Annotated in this window: 26 protein-coding genes; 5 read left to right on the plus strand and 21 right to left on the minus strand. The window is 29.8% G+C overall.

Features of this window, described 5'->3' with window-relative positions:
- Positions 1 to 7: 7 nt before the first annotated feature.
- The 6 genes from COL3_RS12230 to COL3_RS12255 form a co-directional block, all read right to left on the minus strand.
- On the minus strand, positions 8 to 418 hold the full coding sequence (locus COL3_RS12230) for a TIR domain-containing protein (RefSeq protein WP_008423768.1): 411 nt from the start codon (positions 416 to 418) through the stop codon (positions 8 to 10).
- Positions 419 to 494: 76 nt separating this feature from the next.
- Positions 495 to 959: a TIR domain-containing protein gene (locus COL3_RS12235; RefSeq protein WP_008423767.1), complete on the minus strand. Its 465-nt coding sequence runs from the start codon at positions 957 to 959 to the stop codon at positions 495 to 497.
- Positions 960 to 1,303: 344 nt separating this feature from the next.
- A complete protein-coding gene (rlmD, locus tag COL3_RS12240; RefSeq protein ID WP_008423764.1) occupies positions 1,304 to 2,668 on the minus strand; it encodes a 23S rRNA (uracil(1939)-C(5))-methyltransferase RlmD in 1,365 nt (454 codons plus the stop codon).
- A 91-nt stretch (positions 2,669 to 2,759) separates the two neighbouring features.
- Positions 2,760 to 3,164, minus strand: a complete 405-nt coding sequence (locus COL3_RS12245; RefSeq protein WP_008423763.1) for an RDD family protein — start codon at positions 3,162 to 3,164, stop codon at positions 2,760 to 2,762.
- Between the two features lie 19 nt (positions 3,165 to 3,183).
- Positions 3,184 to 3,876, minus strand: a complete 693-nt coding sequence (locus tag COL3_RS12250) for a hypothetical protein (RefSeq protein ID WP_008423761.1) — start codon at positions 3,874 to 3,876, stop codon at positions 3,184 to 3,186.
- Between the two features lie 253 nt (positions 3,877 to 4,129).
- A complete protein-coding gene (locus tag COL3_RS12255; protein ID WP_008423758.1) occupies positions 4,130 to 4,825 on the minus strand; it encodes a helix-hairpin-helix domain-containing protein in 696 nt (231 codons plus the stop codon).
- Positions 4,826 to 5,029: 204 nt separating this feature from the next.
- Between COL3_RS12255 and COL3_RS12260 the strand changes: the two genes are divergently transcribed.
- Positions 5,030 to 6,259 carry a D-alanyl-D-alanine carboxypeptidase family protein gene (locus COL3_RS12260; RefSeq protein ID WP_008423756.1) on the plus strand — a complete coding sequence of 410 codons (1,230 nt, stop codon included), beginning with the start codon at positions 5,030 to 5,032 and terminating at the stop codon, positions 6,257 to 6,259.
- Positions 6,260 to 6,314: 55 nt separating this feature from the next.
- Here the strand turns inward: COL3_RS12260 and asd are convergent, their stop codons facing one another.
- On the minus strand, positions 6,315 to 7,400 hold the full coding sequence (gene asd, locus COL3_RS12265) for an aspartate-semialdehyde dehydrogenase (RefSeq protein ID WP_008423754.1): 1,086 nt from the start codon (positions 7,398 to 7,400) through the stop codon (positions 6,315 to 6,317).
- Between the two features lie 124 nt (positions 7,401 to 7,524).
- On the opposite strand from asd, the gene COL3_RS12270 reads away from it, so the two are divergent.
- The 4 genes from COL3_RS12270 to COL3_RS12285 all read left to right on the plus strand — a co-directional run bounded on the left by COL3_RS12270 (position 7,525) and on the right by COL3_RS12285 (position 10,025).
- A complete protein-coding gene (locus COL3_RS12270; protein ID WP_008423751.1) occupies positions 7,525 to 8,421 on the plus strand; it encodes a LysR family transcriptional regulator in 897 nt (298 codons plus the stop codon).
- Positions 8,422 to 8,452: 31 nt separating this feature from the next.
- A complete protein-coding gene (locus COL3_RS12275) occupies positions 8,453 to 9,358 on the plus strand; it encodes a YafY family protein (RefSeq protein WP_035283412.1) in 906 nt (301 codons plus the stop codon).
- 66 nt (positions 9,359 to 9,424) lie between these two features.
- The gene (locus COL3_RS12280) at positions 9,425 to 9,685 is read left to right on the plus strand and encodes a DUF3795 domain-containing protein (RefSeq protein WP_008423747.1); all 261 of its coding nucleotides are present in this window, start codon (positions 9,425 to 9,427) and stop codon (positions 9,683 to 9,685) included.
- Between the two features lie 10 nt (positions 9,686 to 9,695).
- Complete coding sequence (locus COL3_RS12285) at positions 9,696 to 10,025, plus strand: TfoX/Sxy family protein (RefSeq protein ID WP_008423746.1); 330 nt, start codon at positions 9,696 to 9,698, stop codon at positions 10,023 to 10,025.
- 203 nt (positions 10,026 to 10,228) lie between these two features.
- Here COL3_RS12285 and COL3_RS12290 read toward each other — a convergent pair whose 3' ends face one another.
- The 14 genes from COL3_RS12290 to COL3_RS12355 all read right to left on the minus strand — a co-directional run bounded on the left by COL3_RS12290 (position 10,229) and on the right by COL3_RS12355 (position 23,900).
- Positions 10,229 to 11,971 (minus strand): HAMP domain-containing sensor histidine kinase, encoded by a 1,743-nt coding sequence (locus COL3_RS12290; RefSeq protein ID WP_008423744.1) that lies wholly within the window; start codon positions 11,969 to 11,971, stop codon positions 10,229 to 10,231.
- Entirely contained in the window at positions 11,946 to 12,665 is a 720-nt protein-coding gene (locus COL3_RS12295) for a response regulator transcription factor (protein WP_008423742.1), read from the minus strand. The genes COL3_RS12290 and COL3_RS12295 overlap by 26 nt, the downstream gene beginning before the upstream one ends.
- Positions 12,666 to 12,792: 127 nt before the next feature.
- Positions 12,793 to 13,695 (minus strand): RluA family pseudouridine synthase, encoded by a 903-nt coding sequence (locus COL3_RS12300; protein WP_008423740.1) that lies wholly within the window; start codon positions 13,693 to 13,695, stop codon positions 12,793 to 12,795.
- 85 nt (positions 13,696 to 13,780) lie between these two features.
- A complete protein-coding gene (locus COL3_RS12305; protein WP_008423737.1) occupies positions 13,781 to 15,076 on the minus strand; it encodes an LCP family protein in 1,296 nt (431 codons plus the stop codon).
- A gap of 67 nt (positions 15,077 to 15,143) precedes the next feature.
- Positions 15,144 to 15,722, minus strand: coding sequence for a bis(5'-nucleosyl)-tetraphosphatase (symmetrical) YqeK (gene yqeK, locus COL3_RS12310; protein WP_008423735.1), 579 nt, complete (start codon positions 15,720 to 15,722; stop codon positions 15,144 to 15,146).
- A gap of 43 nt (positions 15,723 to 15,765) precedes the next feature.
- Positions 15,766 to 16,389: a nicotinate-nucleotide adenylyltransferase gene (nadD, locus tag COL3_RS12315; protein ID WP_008423734.1), complete on the minus strand. Its 624-nt coding sequence runs from the start codon at positions 16,387 to 16,389 to the stop codon at positions 15,766 to 15,768.
- A 145-nt stretch (positions 16,390 to 16,534) separates the two neighbouring features.
- Positions 16,535 to 16,837: a ribosome assembly RNA-binding protein YhbY gene (yhbY, locus tag COL3_RS12320; protein WP_008423731.1), complete on the minus strand. Its 303-nt coding sequence runs from the start codon at positions 16,835 to 16,837 to the stop codon at positions 16,535 to 16,537.
- Positions 16,838 to 17,020: 183 nt separating this feature from the next.
- Positions 17,021 to 18,313, minus strand: a complete 1,293-nt coding sequence (gene obgE, locus COL3_RS12325; RefSeq protein ID WP_008423729.1) for a GTPase ObgE — start codon at positions 18,311 to 18,313, stop codon at positions 17,021 to 17,023.
- Positions 18,314 to 18,615: 302 nt separating this feature from the next.
- A complete protein-coding gene (gene rpmA / locus COL3_RS12330) occupies positions 18,616 to 18,915 on the minus strand; it encodes a 50S ribosomal protein L27 (protein WP_008423727.1) in 300 nt (99 codons plus the stop codon).
- A 4-nt stretch (positions 18,916 to 18,919) separates the two neighbouring features.
- Complete coding sequence (locus COL3_RS12335) at positions 18,920 to 19,306, minus strand: ribosomal-processing cysteine protease Prp (protein WP_008423724.1); 387 nt, start codon at positions 19,304 to 19,306, stop codon at positions 18,920 to 18,922.
- A 4-nt stretch (positions 19,307 to 19,310) separates the two neighbouring features.
- Positions 19,311 to 19,622: a 50S ribosomal protein L21 gene (rplU, locus tag COL3_RS12340; protein ID WP_008423722.1), complete on the minus strand. Its 312-nt coding sequence runs from the start codon at positions 19,620 to 19,622 to the stop codon at positions 19,311 to 19,313.
- A gap of 153 nt (positions 19,623 to 19,775) precedes the next feature.
- The gene (locus COL3_RS12345; RefSeq protein ID WP_008423720.1) at positions 19,776 to 21,224 is read right to left on the minus strand and encodes an Rne/Rng family ribonuclease; all 1,449 of its coding nucleotides are present in this window, start codon (positions 21,222 to 21,224) and stop codon (positions 19,776 to 19,778) included.
- A 140-nt stretch (positions 21,225 to 21,364) separates the two neighbouring features.
- On the minus strand, positions 21,365 to 22,066 hold the full coding sequence (locus COL3_RS12350) for a TIGR03936 family radical SAM-associated protein (protein ID WP_008423717.1): 702 nt from the start codon (positions 22,064 to 22,066) through the stop codon (positions 21,365 to 21,367).
- Positions 22,050 to 23,900, minus strand: a complete 1,851-nt coding sequence (locus tag COL3_RS12355; protein WP_008423715.1) for a TIGR03960 family B12-binding radical SAM protein — start codon at positions 23,898 to 23,900, stop codon at positions 22,050 to 22,052. The genes COL3_RS12350 and COL3_RS12355 overlap by 17 nt, the downstream gene beginning before the upstream one ends.
- Between the last annotated feature and the right edge of the window lie 225 nt (positions 23,901 to 24,125).

Here is a 24,125-nt window from a genome sequence, read left to right on the forward strand (position 1 = left end):
ATTTTAATCACCCCAATTCTTTGATAGCCTTAATAATTGATTCTGTATTCCACTTAACTATCTTATCTGCATTGTCTTTAACTTTTTTTGAAGTTTTTTCAGATCCCCATGGCTCAATTGCAAGTATTGGTTTTTTAGTTAAAAATTCTTTTGTTGATATCTGTATTTCCTTATCAATCCATTTACTATATGAAGAGTAAACACCAGCTAATATTATTACAACACTTGACGGTGAAATCTTATTCTTAATAGCTTCATATAGTTCCTTGTCAGTTCCATTAGTATGTATGGGATCATCTTTAGGTACTGAGTAATTTTTATACTCTATATTTCCTGCATCTAACATACTAACTAATTTCTCATATGCATCACTATAAGCCCACGAATGACTTATAAATAAATTATATGTTTTTGCCATAATAAATTACCTCCGTATCTTGGACACTATTTTATAGTTACTAAGTTAATTTTGAATTCTATTGAACATTTCAAATTTATAGCATATTCCTCAATTTCTTATAAAAAGCGTCAGTTTCCGAACGTTTTACCGAGTAATTAAGAGACTTTTTTAGTATTGCGCTCTCTTGTAATGTTGTTTCTTTTGCCCTCACATATTTCCATAAATCTGTAGTCTTCCTTAAAGTGGGCCAATATGATAGATAATCAGGTAATTCTACATTATTAATCAAATAGCTTACTATGGGAAAATCACGTTGTGCTGCCATTCCTATTTCAAAAGGAACCCACCAAGATTCTTTTGTTCTATCTGACATCACAACAAGCAAATCAGTGCATGAGTTTAATCTTTCTTTTATATGATTAGTTAATTTTTCTCCTTCTAATAGTAACTCTCCTTCCAATACATCGAGATATGCATTTACATTCAACTTTCTAAGTTCATTACAGATGTATCCTGCAGGTATGCTATCTTCTTTTTTATGAGATATAAAAACAATCATTGATTATTTCTCCTTATTTATTTGTGTATGGTTTTATTATTACATATTCTACAAATCATCAAATTTTCCTTCATAATTCTCTCATTTAATCCAATATACATTTATCATTTATATATAAATCAACGTCAATTTAACAATTTATAATTTTAAGAATACAAAAAGACCAAGAAGTCTTAAAATCTTCAAGGTCTTTTTACTATATACTTTCTTTATAAAAACATATCCACCTAGTCCATATCAAATCCCAACTCTTACCTTAACACCCTGAATAACCTCTTTATTTCTAAAATCATCACCATTTGTATTAAAGTTATAAAAGCTTGCAAAGTGAGTAAATTCAATGATTATAAGGAATCCTTGCGACGTATTCCTACTACGCACTCCACATGAGGCGTGTTAGGGAACATATCCTTAACCTTAGTTTGAACAACCTTATATCCCTTATCCGTAAGCACCTTAAGATCTTCAACCAATGTTTTTGGATTACATGAAACATAAATTATTTCAGGTGCATTAAATTTTATTACATAATCTAGAGCTTTTGGATGAACCCCAGTTCTTGGTGGGTCTAGAATTATAATATCTGGTTTATCTTTTATTGTTTTAATGATTTCTGCTACATCACCAGCTATAAACTCACAATTATCAAGTCCGTTTAATTTAGCATTTTCTTTTGCTGCTTCTACTGCTTCTTCTATAAGTTCAATTCCTATAACCTTCTTTGCATTTGGAGCAACTATTTGGCCTATTGTACCAGTACCGCAGTAAAGGTCAAATACAACTTTACTGTCACTATCCCCCATAAATTCCTTAACTATTGTATAAAGGCTTTCTGCTCCTTTTGTATTAGTCTGAAAAAATGAAAATGGTGATATATTAAATTGTAGTCCAAGAAGTATCTCTCTGATATAGTCTTTTCCATATAATATATTAACTTTTTCAGGAATTACTGCATCAGATCTTGAATCATTTTCTGTATGAATTATTGACACTAAATTTCCGCTATAGCTTTGATTTCTTAATAAGTTAACATATTCAGTTAAGTCAAAATCTATTTGAGTTGTAGTTACTAAATTTACTAAAATCTCACCTGTATTTTGAGCCTTTCTAATAACTAAGTGTCTTAAAAACCCTTCTGCTTTCATTATTTTATAATATGATAAATCTTTTGTCCTAAAATAATCTACAGTTAACTTAATGATCTTTCTATAATCCTCATCAACAAGCTTACACTCATCGACTGTTAATATTCCAAAACTTTTTCCTCTCATATGCATTCCAAGGGAAAGTGGTTCGCCTTTTGCCTCGTCTCCAAAAGTGAACTCCATTTTATTTCTATATTCCCACTGATTTGGGCTGCCTTGAATTCCTAAATATTCTCCCATTTCAACATTAGCTTCTTTAAATAAAGCCTTAACTTCTTCACTTAAGAATTCTAACTGCTTTTCATAAGGAATAGTTTGTGATGAACATCCTCCGCAAACACCAAAATGAGAACATATTGGTTTAATTTCATAATCTGCTTTTTCATCAACCGTTAGTAATTTAACTTCTGCATAATCTTCTTTTTTTCTTTTTACTCTTCCTGTTATAGTCTGACCTGGGTATGCATTTTTAACATATATAGTTTTATCCTCTGCATATCCTATGCCAGTTGATGGGAATTTTAATTTTTCTATTTTAACGCTTAAATCGCTTCCTCTTTTCATTATTTTCTCCTAATGTATTTTATTTTTGCTATAAAAAAACATAAGAATATAAAAATATTTTTATATTCTATAGTTTATCTAATTTTAGAAATTAGTTCATATTTAGTATTCTTTTTGCTATTGTACCTTTTAATTTACTCTTTTCTAAAATAGGCACATATATGCAGTTAATAATAAAGTAGATTATTGATCCTGCTAAAATTAATGCTCCATTGTCTCTTACGAACATATATCCAAATAATTTTAATACTAAATCACATATTAATAGTAATAAGGCAGAACCTGCAACTATTAACACTTGATCAAGAATATTAGCAAAAATAATTCTGCCAGATGATTCTTTATCATCCTTCTCATAACTTACCAGATCCTGAGTAGCATCCATATCTACCGCTGCTTCTGATTCATTTTGTTCTTTAGCATCAGTTACTATTTCATTAGTTTCAGCTTCTTCCTCATTAGTTATTTTGTTTTCATTAACATTTTCATTTTCCAACAAAGTTTCCCCCTTTAATCTACTTCATACTCATTTCACCATCTGCGAACTTGTATTTCTTTGTAGATAATTTATATATAATACACTCTTTAGTGGCTATAATTTCTTCTTTTAAGCCATCTACCGTGTCTTTTATATCGACCTGTTTATCTCCATTTTTTAATTTACTAATTATTTCTTTATTTATATCTGAATAATCTCTGTTTTCTTGGTCAGTAAATGCTTCTATGTATTTTTTAAATGATGTTTTGCCTAAATCAAAATTATTATCTTTTATGGCTGCGTCTCCATCAAAGTTTAAACTTAATTCTAGGCTTATATCACCAGTTTCTAAATTATCTCCATATGTCTTCATACCAAAATACATACTTTCAATTTTATTCGCTTCCGGACTCTTATTATCAAAGTATATAAAATTGTCATCTATATTCTCATCTTTTTCTTTTTTTATTTTTTCATCCTTTGTATATTTTACCCCTAAATCCTTGGTTATATTCTCCATCTTTGATAATTTATCTTTAAATACTTTCTGTGTTTGATCTAAAGTATAATTTTTTGCCCATTTTCCTTCTAAATTTTGATCACTGGAATCAGTACTTTCCACAGTCTTTGTCTCAGTCTTTTTTTCAGCATTCTCCGCTGCACTTTTACAGCCTACTAATGAAGTTACAACCACGAGCCCCATTAATAGACTTAGTATTTTTTTAGACACCAAATCTCCCCCCTATTTCTATAGATAATATTTTCATGCCTAATTATTACATGGTAAATGAATAATATAATATTATCACCTTTGTATTACAACAATGTGTCAATTATACACTTTTTATTTATTTCTAGGATTATTTAATCTATTTATATAATTTTCCTATAAAAAAACAACATGCATTCCTATTATATATTTTTTTGACCTTCCATGCAATTATTATCATTTGCTGCATTTTATGAAATCAACTTATAAACTATTAAGTTTCTATATATTCTTTTATTTTTTCAAACATTTTTTCTCCGATTCCATTTACGTTCTTTATTTCTTCAATTGACTTAAAGTTCCCATTTTTCTCCCTGTATTCAATTATACTTTCGGCCTTTGAATCACCTATGCCATTTAACGTCTTTAATTCTTCTAGTGTTGCACTATTTATATTTACTTTTTTATTAATATTATTTTGACTATTTAAATTAGTATTAGTTGTATTAGGTTCAGAACTTTGTGATTCTACAGCCTTTTCATTCTTATTTGCAATATAAATCAATTCGTGATTTTGTAACTTCTTAGCCCTGTTTATGTTGCTTACATCTGCATTTTCAGTTAATCCTCCTGCTTGTTCTATAAGATCTTTTATTATTGAATCTTCATTTAATATATATACATCTGGTTTCTTCACTTCACCCTTAATTTCTACCACAATATTTTTATCTTTCAACTCAATATTTGTTTTCTTATTATCTGTACTATCCTTGTTTTTTGCTGCATCACCATTTTTATTAACTGACTTATCTGTATCTCCTGTGTTATCTACAAAAATGCTTTCTGTTTCATTTTTCTTTAATTCTTTATAACCAGATTTAAAATATAAAACTCCAGCTGCAATTAACATAATAGCCAGTATGGCGAAAATTCCTACCTTCTTCTTATCTTTCAAAAACTCCTGTACCAATATTTTCTCTCCTATCAGTTTTCTATATTTATCTCATAAAAATAGCTTAATATTATAGTATATATATCCCATTATTGCCATATTAATTTAATGCTAGACTATTATTGAAATTACCATGAACTTTATATAGCATTAATTAATTTTTTTTGGTACAATGTATTTTGAGTATAATTAAAAATAATTTAATATAATTTGGAGAATATTATGAGACGACTTTTAAGAACACTTAACATATTATTTTTGTTTTTATTTTCCTTTACCTATGCTAATGTTCAAGCAGAAACTATAGAGCCACAAATTAATGCTGAAGGCTCAGTTTTAATTGATGCTTCTACTGGAGAAGTATTATTTGGTAAAAACGAAGAAAAATCTTTCGAACCTGCATCAACTACTAAAGTAATGACAGCAATTATTACTTTAGAGAAATGTAAGTTAGATGATGAAGTTACAGTTCAGGAAGATTTTACAAAAATAGATGGAACTGCTATTGGACTATTAAAAGGTGATGTGTTAACTGTAAAAGACTTACTTTTTGGACTTCTTCTAGAGTCTGGAAACGATTGTGCGAATGCTTTAGCTGATCATATTTCTGGCAGCGTACCTGAATTTGCAAAGCTTATGAATGCAAAAGCAAAGGAGCTTGGAGCTTTACATACTAATTTCAAAAATCCAAGTGGATTGCCAGATCCAGAGCATACTACAACAGCGCATGATTTAGCTTTATTTTTAAGAGAAGCTATAAAAAATAAAGATTACATGAGTATAACTAATACTCCTCTCTATACAATAACTCTTAAGAATAATCCTGACAAAACAATTGTAGTAAATAATAAGAACTATATGATTAATAAAAATTCTAAATATTATTATCCATATGCCATATCAGGTAAAAATGGATACACTTTGAAAGCAAATCAAACTTATGTTGCTGCTGCACAAAAAGATGGTCATGTTCTTGTTGCTGCTTTTTTAAACGCACTTAATAAGGATCAAAATTTTAAGGACATGCAAACAGTTTTCAATTATGGATTTGATAACTATTCCCTAGTACATCTCTATAAAAAAGGTGATCAGATTTCAGAATATAAAATAAATGATAACCTCACAATACCTGTAATTAGTTCAAAGGATATAGATTATGTAGTTCCTAAAGGGCAGGAAAACTCAGTATCTTCTGAAGTTAAGATAGAAGATAAAGATTTGAGTAATCAGTCTTTTAATAAAGGTGACAATATTTTAACAGGAACAATTTATGTAAATAATAAAGAATACACAACTGTTGATTTAGAGGCAGGAGTTTCTAGATTTTATGAATCACCAATTAAGACTTTAACTCAAAAAAACAACTTACCAATTTTTGTTAGTTCATCTATTGTTGTCTTAGCTGGAGCATTTGGCATAAGAAAATTTTTAAAGAGTAAACTAAAAAAGTAAATTTATTATATAAGTAAAAGGAAGCTATTTAGGCTTCCTTATTTATATGATAATTTTATTTTGCAGTCAAATATCCGCAGGCTTTCAAATACTCAGCAGATAAAACACCACCGCCTGCTGCGCCCCTTAAAGTGTTGTGAGAAAGGCATACAAATTTATAATCAAATACCTTATCTTCCCTTAATCTTCCCATAGATATTCCCATTCCATTTTCATAATCTCTATCTAAGTTAGTTTGAGGCCTATTATTTTCTGTAAAATACTTCAAAAACTTCTTTGGCGCACTTGGAAGATTCAAAACAATTTCTGGTGCCTTGAAATTTTCCCATGCGCTTATTATTTGCTCAATCGAAGGTTTTTTCTTAAAAGTTACATAAACCGCTGCTAAATGTCCATTAGTTACAGGAACTCTAATACATTGAGTTGTAATAACAGGGTTATTAGCATTTACGATTTTACCACCCTCTATTTTTCCCCATATTTTCAATGGCTCATTTTCGCTTTTTTCTTCCTCTCCATCAATAAATGGAATAACATTATCAAGAATTTCAGGACATTCGTCGAAGGTTTTTCCAGCCCCTGAAATTGCTTGATAAGTGCACGCAAGAATAGTTTGTGGCTCATATTCTAAAAGTGCATTTATTGGAGGCACGTAGCTTTGAATCGAGCAATTTGGTTTTACTGCTATAAAGCCTCTTGTTGTACCTAATCTCTTCTTTTGACTTTCAATAATTTGTCCATGAGACCCATTTATTTCAGGAATCAAAACTGGTACATCTTCTACATTTCTATTTGCTGAATTATTTGAAACAACAGGTGTTTCATGTTTAGCATAATCTTCTTCAAGTAATTTAGTTTGCTTTTTATCTAAAGAAATTGCGCAAAAGACGAAATCAACTTTATTACAAATATCTTCTACTTCAAAGGCATCCTTAACTATCATATTCTTATATTTCTCAGGTAATGGCGTAGTCATCTTCCACCTATTACCTACCGCTTTTTCATATGTCATTCCTGATGAATTCTTACTTGCAGCTAATACTGTTACTTCAAACCAAGGATGATTTTCTAAAAGACATGCAAATCTTTGACCTACCATACCTGTAGCCCCTATAATTCCTGCTCTCAACTTATTACTCATTAATAAAATCACCTCTTAAAATTAATTTTGCCTATCTATTATAAATATGATATCATTTATATATATATTAGTAAAATTGATAATTTCTATTAGTATAATCAATTTTTTTGATGGAGATGATTTCATGGATTTTAAGCAGCTTAATGCTTTTTTAACTATAAGTAAACTTCAAAGCTTTACTAAGGCTGCCGATACCTTAGGTTATGCTCAATCTAGCATAACGACTCAAATTAAACTTTTAGAAAGTGAACTTGGCGTAAAACTCTTTGAAAGAATAGGTAAGAACGTTACACTGACTCATGAAGGAAAGAAGCTTTTGCCATATGCAAAACAGATGCTTAAATTATCAAACGATATTAAAAATACAGTATTTAACACAGAATCCCCAAGCGGAACCCTAACTATTGGTGCTGCCGAATCACTATGTGTTTTAAGACTTCCTGAAATTCTTAAGGAATACAGAAAACTTTATCCTGAAGTAGAAGTATCACTAAAGTTCGGAAGCTGTGCTGAATTTAGGTATTTTTTAAATGATAATATAATCGATGTAGCTTTTTCCTTAGGTATTAAAATAGATTCTGAGGAGTTTATATCGGAAGTAGAAGTTCCAGAGCCAATGTTACTTTTAGCTTATCCTGGTCATCCACTTATAAATAAGAAAGAAGTGTTTCCAAAAGATATTGAAATGGAGCCGTTGATTTTGACTGAGATGGGCTGCAGCTATAGAGCTGCTTTGGAAAACATCTTAAATAGCTGTAATGTAAAGCCAAATATAGCTTTAGAAACCGGAAGTGTTCAAGCTATAAAACAATTTACAATGAGCGGACTTGGAATAACATTGCTTCCAAAAGTTGCTGTAGAAGATGAAATTTCTAGTGGAAAACTCATTCCTTTAAACTGGGTAGGCCCTGATTTCGGAATAATATCTCAAGTGCTTTATCATAAGGATAAATGGATATCTCCAGCACTCAAAGAATTCCTAAAATTATCAAGAGATTTTATGGAAACTTATTCAAAGTAGTATATAACTTAATTTCAAAGGGGTGTTTACAATAAAAATTGATAGATTAATTGGTATAATTACAATATTACTTCAAAATGATAAAGTTACAGCGCCCTTTCTTGCGGAAAAATTCCAAGTATCAAGAAGAACTATTAATCGTGATATTGAGGATATTTGTAAAGCCGGAATACCTATTGTTACTATGCAGGGATATGACGGCGGTATCTCCATTGCAGAAGGATATAAAATTGATAAAACAATATTCACTTCAGAGGAATTGCAATCTATATTTATTGGACTAAAAAGCCTTGATAGTGTATCACAAATTTCATATACTGACCGCCTTATAGATAAGCTATCTGCTAAGAAGAATTCAGTCTTTTCTATTACAAACAATATTCTGATAGATCTTTCCTCTCATTATAAAAATAGCCTAGTACCCAAAGTAGATATTATAAAAACGGCTATCAACAAACAGATAACAATTTCCTTTCGCTATTATTACGCAAAAGGTGAAACTGATAGGTTAATTGAACCCTATTTGCTGGTATTCAAATGGTCATCTTGGTATGTTTTCGGATATTGCTTAGATAAAAAGGATTTTAGGCTGTTTAAATTAAATCGTTTATGGAATTTATATTGCACTCAGCAGACCTTTGAATGTAGAGAGTTGCCAGAAGACCGAATGGATTTTGATGATTATTTTTCAGAAGAAATAAAACTTGTTGCTATCTTTGATGAAAGTGTAAAGTATCGTTTAATTGAAGAATATGGAATAGATAGTTTTACATGCATAGATAATGGTAAACTTTTATTTAAAGCTCGGTTTACAAGTAAGGAAAACCTAATAAACTGGATTTTAGGATTTGGAGATACAGCTGAAATAATTAAGCCAAAAGAGATACGCTCTGAAATAAAAAAGCACGCCTTAAATATTTTCAATAAATATAAATGAACATGACAAACTGTTGTCCTGTTACCTATAGTATACTAGTAAAAAATGAGAATGGAGGAAGCTAGAATGATTGAATCAAGGTGTGGTATTTTATGTAGTAAATGTGAATATAGGGAACAGATGAATTGTACAGGATGTGTAAATATTCAAAAACCCTTTTGGGGAGAAAGCTGCCCAGTGAAATCCTGTTGTGAAAGTAAAAAGCATGAACATTGTGGTACTTGCAATGATTTTCCCTGCGAGTTATTAAATAAATTTGCATATGATAAAGAGCAGGGCGATAACGGCAAGCGTATAGAACAATGTAAAAAATGGTGTTTAATATAAAGGAGAATTTATGGCTTCAACATTGGAATTTGTAGAATATGTATGTGATCAAATAAGCGATGCTGGTGATATTACGTATAAAAAAATGTTTGGTGATTATGGTATTTACTGCAATGCTAAAATTATTGGATTAGTCTGTGATAATCAATTTTTTGTAAAGAAAACCACAGCAGGTGAGACTTTATTAAATTCAATAGAAGAAGGTCCACCATATCCCGGTGCAAAACCTTATTTTATTATCGATTCTTTAGAAGAAAGAGATTTATTAAGTGAGTTTATTAGACAAACTTATGAGGAATTGCCAGTATCAAAACCAAAGAAGAAGAAACGTAATAAGTAATTAATTTTTTGAACTTTTACCTTTAAAATTATGTTTATTAATAAAGCGTGTGAAACTTTTTCTACAAACAGCTTCCTATACTTTTATTTATCATAGAAAGCTGATTTACATATTTTCTTTCACACGCTTAATTTAGCTCATAACTTATTTACACAGTCATATACACAAATTAAATTATTCAGTTAAAAATATGAAAATCCTATTTAAAGCTTAAACCAAAACTTAACTCCAAGTGTAGTATTCTCAACACCAAATTCCATATTATGAAGCTGCAAAATATTCTTAACTATTGCAAGTCCAATTCCCGTCCTTCTTTCACTTCTAGCTCTTGAATCATCGCCTCTATAGAAAGTTTCCCATATTAAATTCAATTTATCCTTGGGAATATTTTCACCTTCATTTTCAATGCTGATAGTTTGATTTTCTGCTGATATATTTATAGTTTTATTTTCATCTGTATGGTATATAGCATTAGATATTAAGTTATTTATTACTTGTTCAATACGAACATAATCAGCATTAATATTATACTTTTTATCACTATTATAGTTAACATTAATATTTTTATCATTAAATAACTTCTCATTCTTCTTTATAATTTCTTCTACAAGATCATTTAAACAAAATTCTTCTTTTTTAAGTTCATAAGCTTTAGCTTCAAGTTTAGATAAGTCTAACATTTCTAACACCATTTTATCCATCCTATAAGTTTCATCTATTATTACCTCCAAATATTTATCTCTTTTATCTTCTGCTATTTTTTCTTTAAGACCTTCTCCATATGTTCTAATAATACCAAGAGGAGTTTTTAATTCATGAGCTATAGCGCTTGTAAGTTCTCTCCTGTTTTTCTCTAACTCCTCTTGCGTTGCATATGTTTTATATAAGCCTTTTGACAAAATTATTGTCATAGCAAGTAATATAATAAATGAAATTATATATAACGGTATACATTTTAGAAATATATCATCCCATGGATAATAATTGGCTTCTAAAACCATATAATATTTATGGTCACTGATAGTTAATGTATAGATATAATCATAAGAAACTTTTCCCAATGTTTTACTTATGTTATTATTCGTATGTGTATATCCACGCTTATCAATTAAACTTTTTAATTCCTCTTTCTTATATTCTTTAATACTATTATACCTTTGAAATACTTTCTTATTTAAAGTATTAAAGCTATAAATTTCACTATCATAATGAATCTCCCAATTAGGATTAAAATAATCAGCTATATCTATTTTTTTTAACCCATCTACTCCTTGAACATTAAAATTATATGTTTTAATTTTTTCAGCACTTTTAATACCTTCATCTACACTTATCGGCTCATCTACTGTATTTTTATAAATATCTATTACTTCTGGTATTATTTCATTTCCACTAATATACCCTTGACATTTAATAAAATATGCTTGAGAATTATTATTTTTTGATAATTTAATTAACTCCATTTCTTCATCTTCTGAAAAATATTTGTCTAAATCGATACATCTCTCTGCAGACGCATAATCTTTTTCTGATTTTGCAGCTTCTTCCGTTTGAATCCACAACAAATTTTTTGAATCAATTATCTTTTTGCAATTTTCATCGTATAAATAAGTTTTCGAAAACATTTCCTTACTAAAGCTTGATGTAAAATAAGAAATTGTACCGCTTAATTCTGATAAATCATTCAAATCTGCATTCAATTTTAAATTATTGTCTGAAAAACTTTCTCGTCCTTCCGATAATCTCTCATCTTCAATGTAAGATATTGTAGTAAATATTCTATCTTGCAAAACGCTTTGCATATAATTAAACTGAGTAGTATTTTCATCTACTTTAATTTTATAATATATCTCCGTAAATACAATTATAACAATAAAATAAAATATAAAAAATGTGCATGCTGTTCTTAAAAATATATTCTTAAGTGTTGTTTTCCCTTTCATCATTTTTCACCTCAAATTTATATCCAACTTTAATAATCGTGTGTAAATGATAAGCACTTTCTCCTAAAGCTTTTCTAAGCTTTTTAATATGAGTATCAAGCACCCTGTCATTCCCATCAAAATCATATCCCCAAAACTTAATTAATAGCTGTTCTCTTTCTATAATCCTGTTTTTATTTACAATAAAATAATAAAGTAAATCATACTCCATCTTAGGAATAGAAATTTCTTCATTATCTACATAGACTTTATGCGTTTTGCATTCTACACAAATCTCATCTGCATAAAGCTTGTCCTCTGCTATTATTCCTTTTGCTCTTTTAATCAAAGAAATACATTTAGCATACAATACTTTCAATGAAAATGGCTTAGTAATATAATCATCTGCCCCTAATTTATACCCATAAAGGTTATCCTCCTCATCACTTTTTGCTGTAATAAAAATTATAGGTATATCGCTGCTATTTAAAGAACATTCCACTTTCTCTCTACGAATTCTTTCACACACAGAAAAACCATCAAGTTTAGGCATCATAATATCTAACAAGACTAAATCAAAGCTTTCATTTTCCATTACTTCCAAAGCTTCAATTCCATCATTTGCACAAACCACCTCACATTCTTTTATTTGAAAGTAATCTTTTATAACCTCCTGCATCCTCTTTTCATCTTCTACTAATAGAATCTTATAACACAATTTATTTCCCCCTTCCTCCTACATAATAATAGTGCTATGTGTATTCTTTCTGTCCTCTATAAAAAAATCACATTATTCATTTGAACAATGTGACCTTAAATTTCTTTACAATTTAATAAATTATTACTTATTTTAACTTATTAACTAACTCTTTCATATCTTCTGGAAGTTCTGCCCTTAAAGAAAGCATTTCTCCACTTCTTGGAGATTTAAAATCTAAACCATAGGCATGAAGTGCCTGTCTTTTGATTAAATTTTCTTCTTCCTCTCCATAGCCATATAAAGTGTCTCCATAAATTGGATGACCCAGATGACTTAAATGTACTCTAATTTGATGAGTCCTTCCAGTTTCTAATTTACATTCCACTAAACTTGAATCACTAAATTCTTCAACAACTTTAAAATGGGTTATACTTCTTTGACCTCTTTCATCAATTACTCTTCTAGTACCATTTTCAATTCCTTCAGGTTTATATATTGGCAAGTCAATGGTTCCCTGCTTTTCTTTCATAATTCCGTGAACTATTGCTAAATATTTTTTTCCAACCTTATTTTCACTCATTTCTTTTGATAACATTCCGTGCGAAAATTGGTTTTTAGCAATTATAATAAGACCTGATGTATTCATGTCCAGTCTTGAAACTAATCTAACTATGCAGTTTTGATTGCTCTCCATAAAGTAATTGATTACCCCATTTGCTAGGGTTCCACTTTGATAGCTTTTAGTCGGATGAACCACCATAAAAGGCTTTTTGTTAACTACTAAAATATCTTCATCTTCATAAACTATATCTATATCCATCTTTTCTGGAGCTATATCTTGGCTTTCATCCTTCGCTAAATCAATTTTAATAATTTCTCCACAATTTAATACTCTATTCATCTTTACTACCTCTCCATTGACAAATATTCTTTTGCCAAGAGATGCGCTCCTTATTAAGCGCGTTGATAGCCCAAGTTCATTTTTCAAGTATTCTCTTATTTTAGTTCCCTTCTCTATATCCATTACCTGTTTTTCTAAAATGCTCATTTAACTACTCTTCTCCTCACGAAATTCAATTCAGAACAAATTTTTATCCACAATTTTTCCTATAATATCTAAATTAATCCACAGATTATTCCCCAAACTTTGAAAAATCTTTACCTAAAATTATGATCACATCGTAATCATTATATTCTGTTTTATTATCCTTACTATCAGTATTTTTAATATTCAAATCCTGCATAACTGTCTCTAGCTTGCTGTTATCATTAGATAGAATAACACTTTTATCACTAAGCTCAGTATTCCCTGTATCAATTTTTGTGTACCCTAGATTATTTAATTCTTTTTCTTCTTTAGCTGCTAAACCATTAATCTTAGTAGCATTTAATATTTTTATTCTAATATTATCTTTTGATACATTTCCTGTTGAATTTTTAGAAGGTACAGAAGAAACAAGTGATGATAACAAACTCTTATTTGCACTTCTATCAAATATTAAATATGACTCTCCGTCTATTGTTTTTGGTGTTCCAGCTATAGTTGCCATTGTCATATTTTCCTTTTTTATATTCATAAACTTTAGCCCATAACTTAAAATTTGGGATGGCGACATATTTGTTTCAACATTATCACCTAAAGCTGACATAATTTTAGATACTCTAAATAATATAAGAGGGCTCGTACACTTATCAACAACCTTTGAAATGAATTTTTGCTGATTCTCTATTCTATCTAAATCTCCGTTAGCCAATCCACTTCCATCATTATTTTTTCTCCATCTAAAAAATTCTTCAGCTTTCTTTCCATCTAAGTGCACAGTTTCTCCAGCTTTAAAGTTAATATGAAGATTTTGAGCATCATCATCGTAAATCATATTTCTTTCAATTTTCATATCAATGCCTCCAATAGCGTCAATAATTTCTCGAAAGGCATTATAATCAATTTTAACTATATAATTTATATTTACGCTTAATAGTTTTTCAACCTCTGATTTTATTTTAGGATAACTACCAACAGCATAGGCTGCATTTATTTTAGCATTTTTACCATTAATATTTATTAATGTATCTCTTGGAATTGATACAAGGCGCACATTTTTAGTTTGAGGATTATAATTTAATACCATTATTGTGTCTGTTCTTTTAATTGACTGGTTATCTACCTGTTTTGGATCTCCTATATCCATACCAAGTAATAAAATATTTACGGGGCCATTTGAAGATACATCTGTACTGCTTGGCATGGACTTACTTCCTATCTTCATTAATGCAGAAACGCCTGATACCATTGAAACTATTATAAAAGTTATTATAAGAGCAATTATCCCCAAAACTATTTTTTCAGGTCTTGTTGTGGAATCATTATTTTTTCTAAAAATTCTTAAGATCCCCTTTTGTTTTTTCTTATTACTCAGTCTTCTCCCCATGCATTCACCCCTTTTATGTGCAGAATTTAATTATTATTTATACACCCAATTAATTTGTTGTTAAAAATTAAATTTTAAATTTAGAATCAAACAAGAAATAATTTCTCGCCTTCATAGTATTCTCATCGATTAATAAATTTTTAGTTAGTAAAAACTCTATACTGCGAGTTAATCCATAATATACTCCCAGGTCTAAATTTTCAAAAGTAAGCTTTCTTATTTCTTCAACTCCTTGAAAATCTCTACTTGGTTCTATCATATCTGCAATATAAATAATCTTAGTTAATATTGACATATTTTCTTTTCCTGTTGTATGCCATCTTATAGCATCTAAAATTTCTTCATCCTCGATTCCAAGTTTATCTTTAGCCTCTATGGGAGCAATAATACCATGCCAAAGATTTGGATTCTTTTCTTCTACTTCTGAAAGAACAATGTTATTTTTCCCCATTATTTCTTTCATTCTATCTTTTTTTAAATTTTTAGCGACATCGTGAGCAAGGGCTGCAATTTCAGCTTTTTCTTTAGAAATACCATTTAATTTAGCTAATTTTTTGGCAGTTTCTGCAACTCCCAAGATATGCTCATATCTCTTCTCTACAATATTTTCTTTAAGATATAACTTTATTTCTTCTATAGATAACAAAATCATTTCCTCCTAATATTTAATATCAAAGTATTTATTGCTTTTAGTCCTCATCTTTATCAGAATATAATCCTTTTTCATAAATAATATCTACAACTTTTTGGGGAACAAAAAAATCTATTCTCTTATTATGTTTTACTAATTCTCTTATTTCAGTTGAAGATATTTCTAGTCGTTTTAAATCTAAGATTATTATTTTCCCATTATACTTCTTTTCTATTATTTGTTTTCTCTCTAACATTTCTGTTTTGCTAATACCGCCTCTCGAAAAAACCACAAGTGTAGCTAAAGAAAAAATTCTTTGAACTTCTCTCCATTTTTCCATGTTAAATAAACAGTCTGCTCCCGTTATAAAAAAAAGTTCTTTTTCTTCATCATGAATATTTTCTTTAAAATATTCCAATGTTTCATAAGTAAAGCTAAGACCTCCTTTTTCAATTTCATAATCTGAAATTGAAAATTCACTAAAAGGCTCGATTGCCGCTTTAACCATATCATATCTCAATTTAGGGTCGGTAATCATACTATCAGCCTTAAGCGGCTGAGTGCCTGCAGGCATAAAAACTACTTCATCCAAATCTAACTGTTCCTTAGCTTCATAAGCTATATATAAATGTGCATAATGTATAGGATCAAAAGTCCCACCTATTATACCATATCGTTTCATAAGCTTTCCTCCAAAAGTAAACTAACTTGGATTAAAAATTCCTTTCTTATTATATCATGAAGTATACTTAAATATTATTTTTAATATCTTAAATTTGTAAAAAAAGAAGGCTATCAAAATGAAGCCTTTCTTTATTCTATAGAATTTATTTAGTTGGTAATTCAATTTTTCTCTTTTTTATATTACTTGACTGCTTATATAAAACTATCTTATTACCGATTGCTTGAATTCCTTCACACTTAATCGCTTTACAAATCATATCTGAAGTTTCTCTGCTATCTAATCCGCTATTTTCTAATACTTTGATCTTAATTAATTCTCTAGCCTCTAAAGCCTGTGAAACTTGAATTAAAAAATTTTCTTCAACACCGTTTTTACCTATTTGAAATATTGGTGTTAAGCTATTAGCTAAACCTCTTAAATAAGCTCTTTGTTTTCCTGTTATCATTTTTTCTTCCTCCTAAATTCTTGTATTAAAATTATCCCCGGGGGATTTTTTCAGTTTACAGTTAACAATTTGCAGTTAACAGTTAAGGATAAAATCCCTATGGGATTTTTTAATTTATATTTTTGAAAAGCCTGTAGCTTTTCTTCCTTAGCTGTAAATTGGCAACTGTGAACTGTAAACTGATTAAAGTACGTATTCAAATTCAAAGTCATTTAATCTTACCATGTCGCCATCTTTAATGCCCATTTCTCTAAGTTCATCAAAAATACCTTTATTTCTAAGAACTTTATGGAAATATCTTAATGAATCTGCATCATTTACGTTAACAGCACTTAGTAATCTATCTACAAATGTACCTTCAACTATGTAAACATCATATCCTTCTTCTGCATTATTTTCAACATGAATATCGTAAGTAAATCTCTTTTCTTCCGGTATATACATTTCATCTTCTGCAATTTCTAATTCCTTAACTGGAATTTCTTTAAGCATTCTTGCTGCTTCTTTCATTACAGCATCAACACCTTCATTTGTAGCTGCTGACATTTTAAATACTTTATCAAAGCCCATTTCTTGAACTTTCTTCTTAAAATTCTCAAATATCTCTTCATCATAAAGTATATCAGTTTTATTAGCGACTACAATTTGAGGTCTATCCCAAAGCTTAACGGAATATTTCTTTAATTCTTCATTAATTTTAACGAAATCTTCAAAAGGATCTCTTCCTTCAATGCCCGAGATATCTACTATATGAATTAAAAGTCTAGTTCTTTCAATATGTCTTAAGAATTGTATTCCAAGACCAACACCTTCTGCTGCACCTTCGATTATTCCTGGAATGTCTGCCATTACAAAAGGCTCAATTCCTTCAACTGCAACAACTCCTAAGTTTGGCTTTAAAGTAGTAAAATGATAATTTGCTATCTTTGGTTTTGCCTTTGTTGTCATAGATAGCAATGTTGATTTTCCTACATTAGGGAATCCTAATAATCCAACATCAGCAAGTAATTTTAACTCTAAAATTATGTTTAGTTCATCGCCAGGCATTCCTGGTTCAGCATAATGAGGTGCTTGTTTTGTTGCCGTCGCAAACTTAACATTACCCTTTCCGCCTTTACCACCTTTTAGTAAGACTAATTCCTGACCTTTATGAGAAAGGTCTGCAATTATCTTATTGGATTCTGCTTCTCTTATAATAGTTCCCATAGGTACTTTTATGTAAAGATCTTCTCCATCTTTACCATAGCATTTAGAACCACCGCCATTTTCACCTGGTTCAGCAATAAATTTCTTTTTATATTTAAAATCTAATAATGTGGTTATACCTGTTTCTACTTGGAAAATGATACTTCCACCTTTACCTCCATCACCACCATCTGGTCCGCCGAGTGGTACGTATTTTTCTCTTCTAAATGAAATAGCACCATCGCCGCCTTTTCCAGACTTAACAAAGACCTTGGCTTTATCTACAAACATATAATCACCTTTCTTTACGTATTTTTTATTTTATTAAATATAACTGTTCTAATTAAAGTTTGCCTTACTACAATATAATCTATTCTTTCCCAAAAAATCTCATTTTATTATAACATAGCAGGCCACATTGAAAAATAACAATTGAGTAATACTAGCTCATTTTATTGCATTAGCATATATCTACCCTATTAGATATTCGGTTCACTATGAGGAAAAGCAAACCATATAATCCTTCACTTGCTATTTTCTTTCATGTGCTTAAAAAAAGCACTCTTAACTAAGAGTGCTTTTCTCTAAAATAATTATTCAGCTATTGCTTCAACGTCTACTGGGTAAACACTTGCTTTCTTCTTATCTCTACCAAGTCTTTCGAATTTAACAACTCCATCAACTTTAGCAAATAAAGTATCGTCCTTACCTCTTCCAACATTTTCACCTGGATGAATTTTAGTTCCTCTTTGTCTTACAAGAATGTTTCCAGCAAGAACAAATTCTCCATCAGCAGATTTAACTCCTAATCTCTTTGCTTCAGAGTCTCTACCATTCTTAGAACTACCAACTCCCTTTTTGTGAGCGAATAATTGAAGGTTCATAATTAGCATGTGACTACACCTCCTCTTTTATTAAAGTTATATATTCTTTACGTCTTTTAATTCCAAACGTTTCATCTAAACTTAAAATTACACTTTCCAAGCTTTTTTCAAAAGTTTTTAATAAAACTTGCGCTTGTTCTAATTCTTCTAGATTAAAATCTACAAGATCTAGTTTTAAGTATCCATCACCAATTTCATATGTTGAATTGAGCTTTAACACCTCATCCAAACCAATAAGCACGCTTTGAGAAAGCACCGAGACAGAGTTACAAACCATGTCAAATGTTTCACCTACTAATGCGACATCATTACGAAAATCACGATCAGCTGGCAATGCGTGGTTATCTATTATAAAACTAACAATATTACCTTTGTGTTGATTAATTTTTACTTTAATCATAATATTAAGCTTCGATTTTTTCGATTACTAGCTTAGTGTAAGGTTGTCTGTGTCCATTCTTTCTTCTATAGTCCTTTTTAGACTTATATTTGAAAACTACAACTTTCTTTGCCTTACCTTGTGCTGCAACCTTAGCTACAACTTTAGCTCCTTCAACTACTGGTGCACCAACTTTGATACCTGCGTCAGTTCCTACAGCTAAAACTTCGTTTAATTCTACTGTTGAGTCAACATCAGCGTTAAGTTTTTCAACGTATATTACGTCTCCTTCTTGAACCCTGTATTGTTTTCCTCCTGTTGCTAATACTGCGTACATTAAAACACCTCCTCATAACGGTCTCGCCACTTTTGGTACAAAGATTTAACTTTGTTTTATATTAAAACCTTACGTGCGCGGTCTACAAAAGCCAGTTTACCACATTTTTTCTCTCATGTAAAGAAAAAATGAAAAATTTAATTATTAATCATTTTAGCATTTCTCTATAACTGTTACTTTATAATCTTTCAAATTATCCTTCTGCGCTTGAAATATTAACGGCTCAATTTTATAGCCTTCAATATTATCCACATAATTTAAATATATTTCTTTATCTAATGCATCTATTTCTTTTATAAAATCAAAGATATTATCTTTAATTTTGTCTTTATAAACACTATCTACTTCAATATGAAAGCAATTTATTGAGTTTTCTTCCTGCATTCTTATTATCTCGTTCTTTATAAGTCCTTCAATGTAAGATAACTTTAAAATTATTCCGCGTCCCTTACATAAAGTACATTCTTCTTCCATATACTCATATATACTTTTTCCTTGTCTCTTTCTTGCAATCTGAACTAAATCCAGTTGAGTAAATGGGAATATTTTCATATTACCCTTATCTTGTTTTAAACTTTCCTTAAGCGCATCCATTACAATATCCTTCTGAGTTTTATCTCTCATGTCTATGAAGTCTATAACTATAATTCCACTTAAATTTCTCAGTCTAATTTGTTTTCCAATTTCTTTCGCCGCTTCCAAGTTAGTCTCTAAAATTGTCTTGTTAAAACTTCTTTCTTTAATATTCTTCCCACTATTAACATCAATGACATACATAGCTTCTGTTCTGTCAATTATTATATATCCGCCACAAGGCAAATTGACTTTATTATGCCGTAATTTTAGTAATTCTTTTTCTATTTCATAGAAATCAAAGAGTTTCCTATAGCCTTCATATTTTTCCACCTTAAAATTTTCTTGATCTTTAATAAAATTAAGTATTTTTTCATAATCTATCTCATTATCAACGTAAATTTTTACAGCCTCTTTACCAAAAGAATTCATTAAAAGTTTTGATAAAGTTAAATCTTCTCCATATAGCTTCTTTAAACCTAAGGAATGTTTCATTTTTCTCTCTATATCTTGAAACACATTATAAAGCTTAGCAATTTCCTTCTTGAGAACATCTATATCTACACTAGCACCTTCTGTTCTCACAGTTATGCCTACATCTTTTAAGGGTTCAATATTAATTAAAATTTGATTTTTCTTTTCTTTATCTTCTATTCTTTTTGAGAATTGTATTCCCTCTTCATAGCAATTTAATACAACATATTTCCCGGGAATTGATACTTTAGCACTTAATTTAGCTCCCTTATCATTAAGAGGCTCCTTTATAACCTCTACAAGTATGTCATCACCTTTCTTAACTCCCTTAGCCTTTAATTCATCGCTATAATACATATAACCTTCTTTATCTAACCCTAAATCCACAAATATAGAATTTATCGCTGGAAGTATATTTTTAATTCTTCCTTTATAAATCTCTCCAATTATCGGCTCATCTTTATTTTCTTCTACAATACTTTCTATCAATTCTTTATTTGATTTAACAGCTATTCTTAAAATCTTTTCTCTTCTCTCAATAAAAATCTCTTTCATTTTATAACACATCCTAGTCAATGCACAATTCACAGTTAATTATACAAAATTACGAATCAAAACTCATAATTGTGCCTAATTACTGTGAATTATGCTTTATATATTAAATTATCTTACTCAATATTTATACTTAATAAAATTTATATACATTTATATAATGGAACAAGTTTATTGTTCTTGTAAAAGTACATTTCTTCTCTTTTTATATTAACAAATGAATCCAAAAGTGCATTTGAAGTTTTTTCTTGAATATAGCTGACTAGTAAATCTGCGCTTAAATGCTCTCTACTTCCTGTGCTAATTACTACGTTAAGAATTAAAAATTCATCCTTAATCCAAAAACTAAATTCCTTAACTAAAGGTCTTATATTGATTTCTCTTTCACCTTTTTTACTTTTCTTTATTGTTTTCCATTCACTAATTTCTAAAAGTTTATTGACTTCCTCTTCTAAATTTGAAGCATCAGAATACTTAATTTTTATAGTATATCTTGCTGCATCAATCAGCGCCATAGCTTGTGGCACTTTCTTTTCACCTATAGTATAAGGAATTGCAAGTGCACTTATATATTTTATCCCGCTTGGTGCAGTTTTATTTAATTTATCCACAATTTCCTTTTCATCCATTTCAGTTGTTAACACCATATCCATATATTCACCACTTGAATATACTCCAACTGATAGAGGCTGAGCTATTGATGTATTCATATGTGGATTAAAACCTTGAGAATATTCTATAGGAAGTTCTGCTCTTCTAATATTTTTTTGAATAGTTTTAAGAACATCTAAATGAGATATAAACTTAATATTTTCCTCTTTAGTAAATTTAGTTAGGTAACGCAATTTCAAAACACTCCCCATTCTTAAAGTTTACATTAAATCCACATCCTGTACATCCTTCTCTACAGTTTTGTGTTAACTCCGCATTTTTAGCTTTTTCATTTTCTATTTCTAAATATTTTCTATTTACTCCGATATCAATGAAATCCCATGGTAATACTTCATCATAAGCTCTTTCCCTATAAGCATAGAAGTCTACAGTTAAATTACATTCTTTCATCGCTTCCATCCATATATCAAACTTGAAGTGTTGATCCCATCCGTCAAATCTAGCACCTTTTTCAAAAGCTTTAATTAATACATCACATAATCTTCTATCCCCTCTTGCAAATACAGATTCCATTACAGAGGTTTTTTGTTCATGATAATTATAAACTATACATTTAGATTTAATTGAAGATTTAACAGCTTTAATTTTTTCAGTGACGTCTTCAAATCTCGCCATTGGTGCCCATTGGAATGGTGTGAATGGCTTAGGTACAAGTATTGATGTACTTACTGTGAGTCTTAAGCCTTTATTATTATTCACCTTATTAGGCACTTGCTTATATCTATATACAATTTTTTCTGCAAGACTTCCAATTCCTTTGCAGTCTTCTAATTCTTCATAAGGAAGACCAATCATAAAATAAAGCTTAAGAGTCTTCCAGCCTGCTTCAAAAGCACTAGTTGCAGCTTCAAGGATTCTTTCTTCAGTTAACCCCTTATTTATTATATCCCTCATCCTTTGCGATCCTGCTTCCGGAGCAAAAGTTAAGCCTGTTTTTCTTACTTTTTGAATATCCTTAAGTAAGTCAACCGAAAAAGCATCTACTCTAATTGATGGAAGAGCCACTCCAACTCTATTCTCCTGATGCTCTTCCATTAAATCTTCTATTAGTCCTTTAATATCCGAATAATCACAAGTACTTAATGATGAAAGAGAGATTTCCTCATAGCCTGTATTTTTAACTAATTCTCTAGCTAGATTTTTTAAATCCTCTCTAGTTTTTTCTCTAATCGGTCTATAAATCATCCCAGCTTGGCAAAATCTACAACCATTTGTACATCCTCTAAATAATTCTAAAACAATTCTGTCATGAACAATTTCTGAATATGGAACTATTATACTTGTTGGAAAATCTACTTTAGTATAATCATTTATTATTCTCTTTCTTACAGTCTTAGGTACATCATCATACTTTGGTTTAAATTCTTTAATTGTATTATCTTCATTATAAACAACGTCATATAATGAAGGTACGTATATACCTTGAATTTTAGATATTTCTCTTAAGAATTCCTTCTTATTGCCCTTATACTTTTTATAAACATCTAAAACATCGTTCATCATTTCTTCGCCTTCACCAATTTCAAAGAAATCAACAATGTCGTATAACGGTTCTGGATTATATGCACAAGGACCTCCAGACATTACTATAGGTTCATCTTCGCCTCTTTCTGATGCTCTTATAGTGATGCCTGCCATATCCAGCATATTTAAAATATTTGTGTAACTCATTTCATATTGAAGAGTGAAGCCTAAAATATCAAACTCTTTTAGAGAATCCTTTGTCTCTAATGTAAACAATGAAATATTATTTTTTCTAAGCTGCTCTTCCATGTCTGGCCATGGTGCAAATGATCTTTCGCAATATGTATCGCTTCTTTGATTTATAGTATGATAAAGTATTCTGCTTCCTAAATGAGACATTCCCACCTCATAAACGTCTGGAAAACAGAATGCAAATCTTATGTCAACTTCCTTTGGATTCTTAACAATCTCATTTAATTCTCCACCAGTATATCTACTTGGTTTTTCAACTTTAAATAAGATATCATCTGAAATTTTATTCATTAATAAATTTCCTCCTTAAAGTACACTTTCTTAGGTGGCAGCTTGCCGAAACCAAGTACACCTAAGTGTAGTTAATTTAACTAAAAACTCCATGCTAGATAATGATTTTTTAATTTTAGCCTTATGCATAAATAAAAGAAGTATAAACAATATATACTGCTATACTCCTTATTTACTCTCCCTATTCTAACACAATTAATTATTATTGGGAATATTCTTGTTATT

The organism is Clostridium sp. LS, from assembly GCF_002760435.1.
Classification (GTDB): domain Bacteria; phylum Bacillota; class Clostridia; order Clostridiales; family Clostridiaceae; genus Clostridium.